Below are 5483 nucleotides of genomic sequence, written 5' to 3' on the forward strand. Positions count from 1 at the left end.
AAGGAGTGGTACCTATGTGCAGAAAGTTTACTTTTGGATTAGTCAAAGGCAGGGATATGCTGGAGGTACTAAATTCTGCTAATATATATGAAAACATATCCGGATTAGATTATTTGTTTTGGCAGTATAATAATAACTGCAATTCTAAAATCAAGAATGAAATAGAATACTGCTTTAAGACATATGCAGCAGACTATATTATAAGATTTGGGAAAAAGTATAAGAATAAAACATTGGCAGAAATTGACTTTGAAGATTCATACTATGTTGAAAATTTTCTGCACAAAAAAGCAGAAGAAATTAATATAAGAAAAATTGTTGACTATTACCTAAAATACGGCAGATTGGATAGAGGAAACTTATATAATAAACATGAGATAATGCAGTATAAAAAACTATATGTTTTAACTAATGAAATAAATAAACAAAATTCTCATGAAATAGCAATTGCACTGTATTCACTCTATAAGCAGAAATTTGGAGTTAATTTATTTGAAAAATGTCCAAACTGCAGAAATGCTGTGAATAAAAGGTGGCAGGGTATAATAAAAAGGGATAATAAAAATAACATGTATATAGAGTGTAAAAATTGCGGGTTTAATATAGGAATTATAACTTTTATAGAAAAACAAATGCATCTAGAAAGAAAAGAAGCAGTATACAAATTGGCTCAAGAATTGAAAATAGATTTAAATTCGATAGCACAAGATAAATTAAATTGTGTAGAGATTCCTAATAAAATGTGCAGTTATAATAATGCACTAATTCTTCAAAAGAAGGAACTAAAAGAGATTTCGTTAAAGGAGTTTGGTTTAGAAGACTGCAATTATTTTACTTCATTTTTCAAAAGGGAAAATTTAGAAAAAAGAGACATAGAAGAATTTAATATAAAGTATGCAGGCAAAAATTCTAAAAATTATTTAAAACGCAGAGTATGTTTTCCTGTAAAAGATGAAAATGGCAGGGTTGTAGGGATGATATGCAAAAACGCTATTACAAAAAAAGTACATTATTACGAACAAATTAAAAAATTGCAACTCAGTGAAGAATTAAGTTATGAAGATAAACAGAAAATTATTGATCAAAAAGTACCATATGTAGAGTATGTTACAAATGAAGGTTTTGATAAATCTTTTGCATTATATAATTTAGATAAGGCTGTTAAATCAGTTGAAAATGAGTTATTTATTTGTAAAATGCCTGACGATGTAATCAGATTGGCAAATGAATTAGGTAAGTCCAATGTAGTTGGGATTATGCAAGAGGAAATTAGTAAGGGGCAGTTATATTTACTGTATAAACATTTTAAAGATTTAAGAGGAAAAATGAAGATATATTTATGTTATAAGGAAAATTCAGAGGAAGAAATTAAGCGATTAATGAATAATGCAAGAAAACTGCAAGAATTAGGATTTAAAAAAATATATAAAATGATGCTTGTAGAAACTTCTATTTTTGCTGTATTAGAATTTGCTTATTTAAGGTCAAAAAAAATTGAGATTGAATGCGAAAAAAAAGAACTGGTGGTAGAAGATTTAGATTTAGGGGAAATTAAAAGCATTGAAAGTAAAAATTATTATATTGAAGAAGAACCTGATTTTCATGAATGGTTAATTCTAGAATAAAAAAACAATATAACTAATGAGGAAATTATTAACATATTGATTAAAGTTTATCATTATATAGTATGTGCTGTAAAATATGTATACTGTATATTGAGTTTGTTGTTGCTAATTTTAAATTATACAATTTACTTATATAAATAAATTTTTGTGAAATAAAGTAAAATATTATAATACTACTTATTATAAAATAGTTATAATAGTTACACTAGTTACTTATAACTAGTGTAACTATTATTTTTTTGTTAAATTATAACTTTTCTACAGCCATTTCTTTATCCTGTTCTGAAGGTACTGCATAAACTTTAGAAATTAATTGAGTTCCTGAGTGACCTGCAATATCTGCAACAACAGTTAGAGGGACACCCTCGTCAACCATTTTTTTAATAGCATAATGTCGAAGTTGGTGAGGAGAAATATGAATACCTAATCTTTTGCTGTATTTATCTATAATTTTCCAAATCGCTGATCTAGTGTAAGGTTTTTTTCTTTCTGATAATAGAAGATTGCTATAATTAGTTTTTATTTTTTTTCTTATTTTTAAATAATCTTGTATGGCATTTCTACAATCAGAATTTATAGGAACTTTTCTATACTTGCCATGTTTCCCATAGACCAACAAATAAGATCCTTTTTTACGAAGTACGATATTATCAATTTTTAAATTTATAATTTCTGAAATTCTAAGAGCATGTCTGAATAATTCAATCATTACAATATGATGTTTATAACCACTTCTATATATTTCTCTCCTTAATTTCCTGAATGTTTTCTCATTAATCCATTTAGGTTCTGGAACATTTTGAATTTTTACTTTCTTTATATTTTTTGATATATCATCTTTGATATAGTTGTATGAATAGAGGAAAGAAAAATAATTCTTTAGGCTCATGATTTTTAAATTTACTGTATTTGCTTTTGCATTTTTTATATTGATTAAATATGATTTAAAATCACGAAGATCTATTGTGGTAACAATTTCTGGATCAAATGGGTCTGAATTTGAATCATTAAACCATTCTATAAAACTAATGATATTATCAATATAAGTATTAATAGTTAATTCTGTCTTATCAAGATTTTCCATATATTTTTTAAACTCATCTAAGTAATACTTGTCGATATATAAGTCCCTTTTTTTCATATCTAATATACCTCCATATTTTTTTTGGAAGTATATAAATTTATTTAAATTAGTTTCAAGAAAAATTTAGTTTTATGTATATATAATTTAATAAAAATGTAGGCAAAAAAGTTTTGTTTCAAATTTTTTAGCGTTATTTTTCAATGTATAAATTTTACAATTACTAGATATCTATTTTGGAGGGAATAAAAATTTTTCGAAAGATAGCAAATTGGAAAAAGAATTGTAGTTATGTTGAAAAGTTATATTTAAAAGGGAAATAGGTAAAGATAACATAATTCAAAATACTTGGTAATTATTAGATTGAATTGGTAAATTTTACTTGACAGGATAATAAACGTTTGTTAGATTGTTATTGTTTAAGCAATATATCATAAATTCTATTTAGTCTAGAAAACATAGAGGAGGTTATAAAAATGAATAAAGATATTTTTGAAATTATTAACGAAAATCTTAGCAAAGCACAGAGGAATAGAAGAAGAATAACTCAAATGACAATTAAGGAATTGATAGAAAAAGTAGTAACTAGAGAAATAACCTTATTTGACTGGCATAGAAAAGTTGTTTGGGATAAAAAAATGCAAAGCAGATATGTATTTGATTTATTTTTGCACCCTATTTCAATAAATTTAAGGCCATTCATCATTATTTCGGATGGGGAAGACAATAAATTGGTTGATGGAAATAATAGACTTTCATCTTTATTGTATTATTTATATTCTTCTGAAGAAGTACAGGAGATGATAAAGAAAGTTTATACAGATATAGATACGGATAATATAAAATTACTAAATACTTACATGAAAGATATTGAACCTTTAGAGTTAAGTTTATCTGAGTCTGATTATAATTTTGAATTAAGTGATGAAGAAAAATCATTGATAGATAGTTTTAATGGCACTATGTTTTGTGATTTACCAGATAAATTAAAAAAATATATATTTAATTTTAATGTATTAATTAGTAAAGTAGACTGCTCTACAGAAGAATTATTAGAAAAAGGAAGAAACATATATTTAGAAGCGAATTCAGGAAAGTAAATATCTAATTTATTAAGTAATAAGAAAGTGCTATGTATTAACATGGCACTTTTTCAAAAGAAAATAAAGGTATATGTAAAAATAATGCAGAATATTATATGAGAATTAAAGATGATAGTTGAAAGGAGTAATGTATTTTATGCAAATAGAATATATTAGATTTGTTGTAGAGGAGGTTTTTTTAAGAAATAATTATTATAAATACGGATATATTTCAGACATTAAAGAATTTAAGGAAATAGATGATTATGCGAATCAAGTAATAGAATGGCTGAAAAATGGCAGCAAAAAGAGATGGATAGGAGCAATATATAAATATATTTATGAACAGCAGTTAGATTTTTTAGATTATAAAAATTATGAAGAACTAACTAATCAAGATAACGGAGTATATGTTATTGCAGATAATAAAGGAGATGTGTTATATATAGGTAAATCAGATAATAAAGATTTTGATTTGTTTTCTAGATTATTTGACCATTTAGTTCCTAAGCGTTCTGAAGAATATCCTAATGGACAGAAAAAAAATAATACTCCAGAAATATGGAATAATGATATAAAAACAGGAAAAAACTTAAAGATTTTTGTATGCTGTAATATCAATTTTGATCCTGAATTATTAGAAATATATTTGATTGCAAGATACAAACTAAAATATGGGCATACTCCTAAATATAATAAAGATAATGCAAAACCATTTAGTAAAAAGTTATTATTAAACAGTATTATTGATTATACAGACTTTTTAATGAGATTATAATTTTTTATGTTTTGTAAATTTTACGATTTAATTCATTGAAAGAACAAAAACTTATAGTAGTTTTTAGGATAAATGCAAACAGATTATCAATAAAGAGAAAATAGTAAAATTAGATTTTTAAAATTTTAAAAAATATTAGTAATATATTTTATTGGAGTTTTACAATTTTTTTAGACGGGATAAATATATTTATTGGATTATATTAAGCAATTTTATTTACTTCTAATATATTACTCTGTAATTTGATATATTTGATACTTTTGCGATAAAAAGTATTTAAATTTTATATTTTATGTGGGATGTTGTAAATTTAGTTTAAAGAAGAAAGAAGATATAAGAGAGTAAGAGATTTCCATATATAAATTTGGGTTTTCTTGTTTTTTTAGTTTTTTAGGGAAATTAAGGATTGGGTAGATTATAAAACACCTAGAGGTAATTAATTGTCTCTAGGTGTTTTACAATTTTAAAATTGTTTATTTTTTATATAAAGGTAAAAGAAATGGTTCTATTATTATTTTAAATTCCTTTTTAAAGATAATTATTATTCTAATGTAGCACGATAACCAAAATACGCCATCAATACATGCAATAGTATTCCTGCGAAAATATTTCTAAAAAAATAATGTTCTGCATAAGTGCTATTTGATAGTATATAAATGTAAATACCTGTAGGTACTAGCCATATCGAAAAATAAATCTTTTTGATTATTTTTTTTACTTTTTCAGTCATATAATCTTCTACAATAAACATTAAAAGATTAAATGCAATACAGTAAATAGCCAGACAGAAAAGGATAATTCTTAAATAATTGCCTATCATTTTTTAATTCCTCCTTATTGTTTTTCTAATTTTTATATAATCTTACAATTAAATTTCAAGTTAAATTTTTATTTTTTTATAAATAAATACTTGAAAA

Annotated in this window: 5 protein-coding genes; 3 read left to right on the forward strand and 2 right to left on the reverse strand. The window is 24.2% G+C overall.

What is annotated here, in order from left to right; genetic code table 11:
• Positions 1 to 1625: hypothetical protein (locus tag BUB51_RS12015; protein ID WP_207647539.1), on the forward strand; the 1625-nt coding region annotated here is incomplete at its 5' end.
• A gap of 247 nt (positions 1626 to 1872) precedes the next feature.
• Here the strand turns inward: BUB51_RS12015 and BUB51_RS12020 are convergent.
• Positions 1873 to 2766 carry a tyrosine-type recombinase/integrase gene (locus BUB51_RS12020; protein ID WP_073198023.1) on the reverse strand — a complete coding sequence of 298 codons (894 nt, stop codon included), beginning with the start codon at positions 2764 to 2766 and terminating at the stop codon, positions 1873 to 1875.
• Between the two features lie 416 nt (positions 2767 to 3182).
• On the opposite strand from BUB51_RS12020, the gene BUB51_RS12025 reads away from it, so the two are divergent.
• Together BUB51_RS12025 and BUB51_RS12030 are read left to right on the forward strand one after the other, a co-directional pair.
• Positions 3183 to 3806 (forward strand): hypothetical protein, encoded by a 624-nt coding sequence (locus tag BUB51_RS12025; RefSeq protein ID WP_073198024.1) that lies wholly within the window; start codon positions 3183 to 3185, stop codon positions 3804 to 3806.
• Between the two features lie 139 nt (positions 3807 to 3945).
• Entirely contained in the window at positions 3946 to 4566 is a 621-nt protein-coding gene (locus BUB51_RS12030; protein WP_073198026.1) for a GIY-YIG nuclease family protein, read from the forward strand.
• Between the two features lie 541 nt (positions 4567 to 5107).
• On the opposite strand, the gene BUB51_RS12035 is transcribed toward BUB51_RS12030, so the two are convergent.
• The gene (locus BUB51_RS12035) at positions 5108 to 5386 is read right to left on the reverse strand and encodes a hypothetical protein (RefSeq protein WP_073198028.1); all 279 of its coding nucleotides are present in this window, start codon (positions 5384 to 5386) and stop codon (positions 5108 to 5110) included.
• Positions 5387 to 5483: the final 97 nt, after the last annotated feature.

This window comes from Caloranaerobacter azorensis DSM 13643 (assembly GCF_900129995.1).
Classification (GTDB): Bacteria; Bacillota; Clostridia; order Tissierellales; family Thermohalobacteraceae; genus Caloranaerobacter; species Caloranaerobacter azorensis.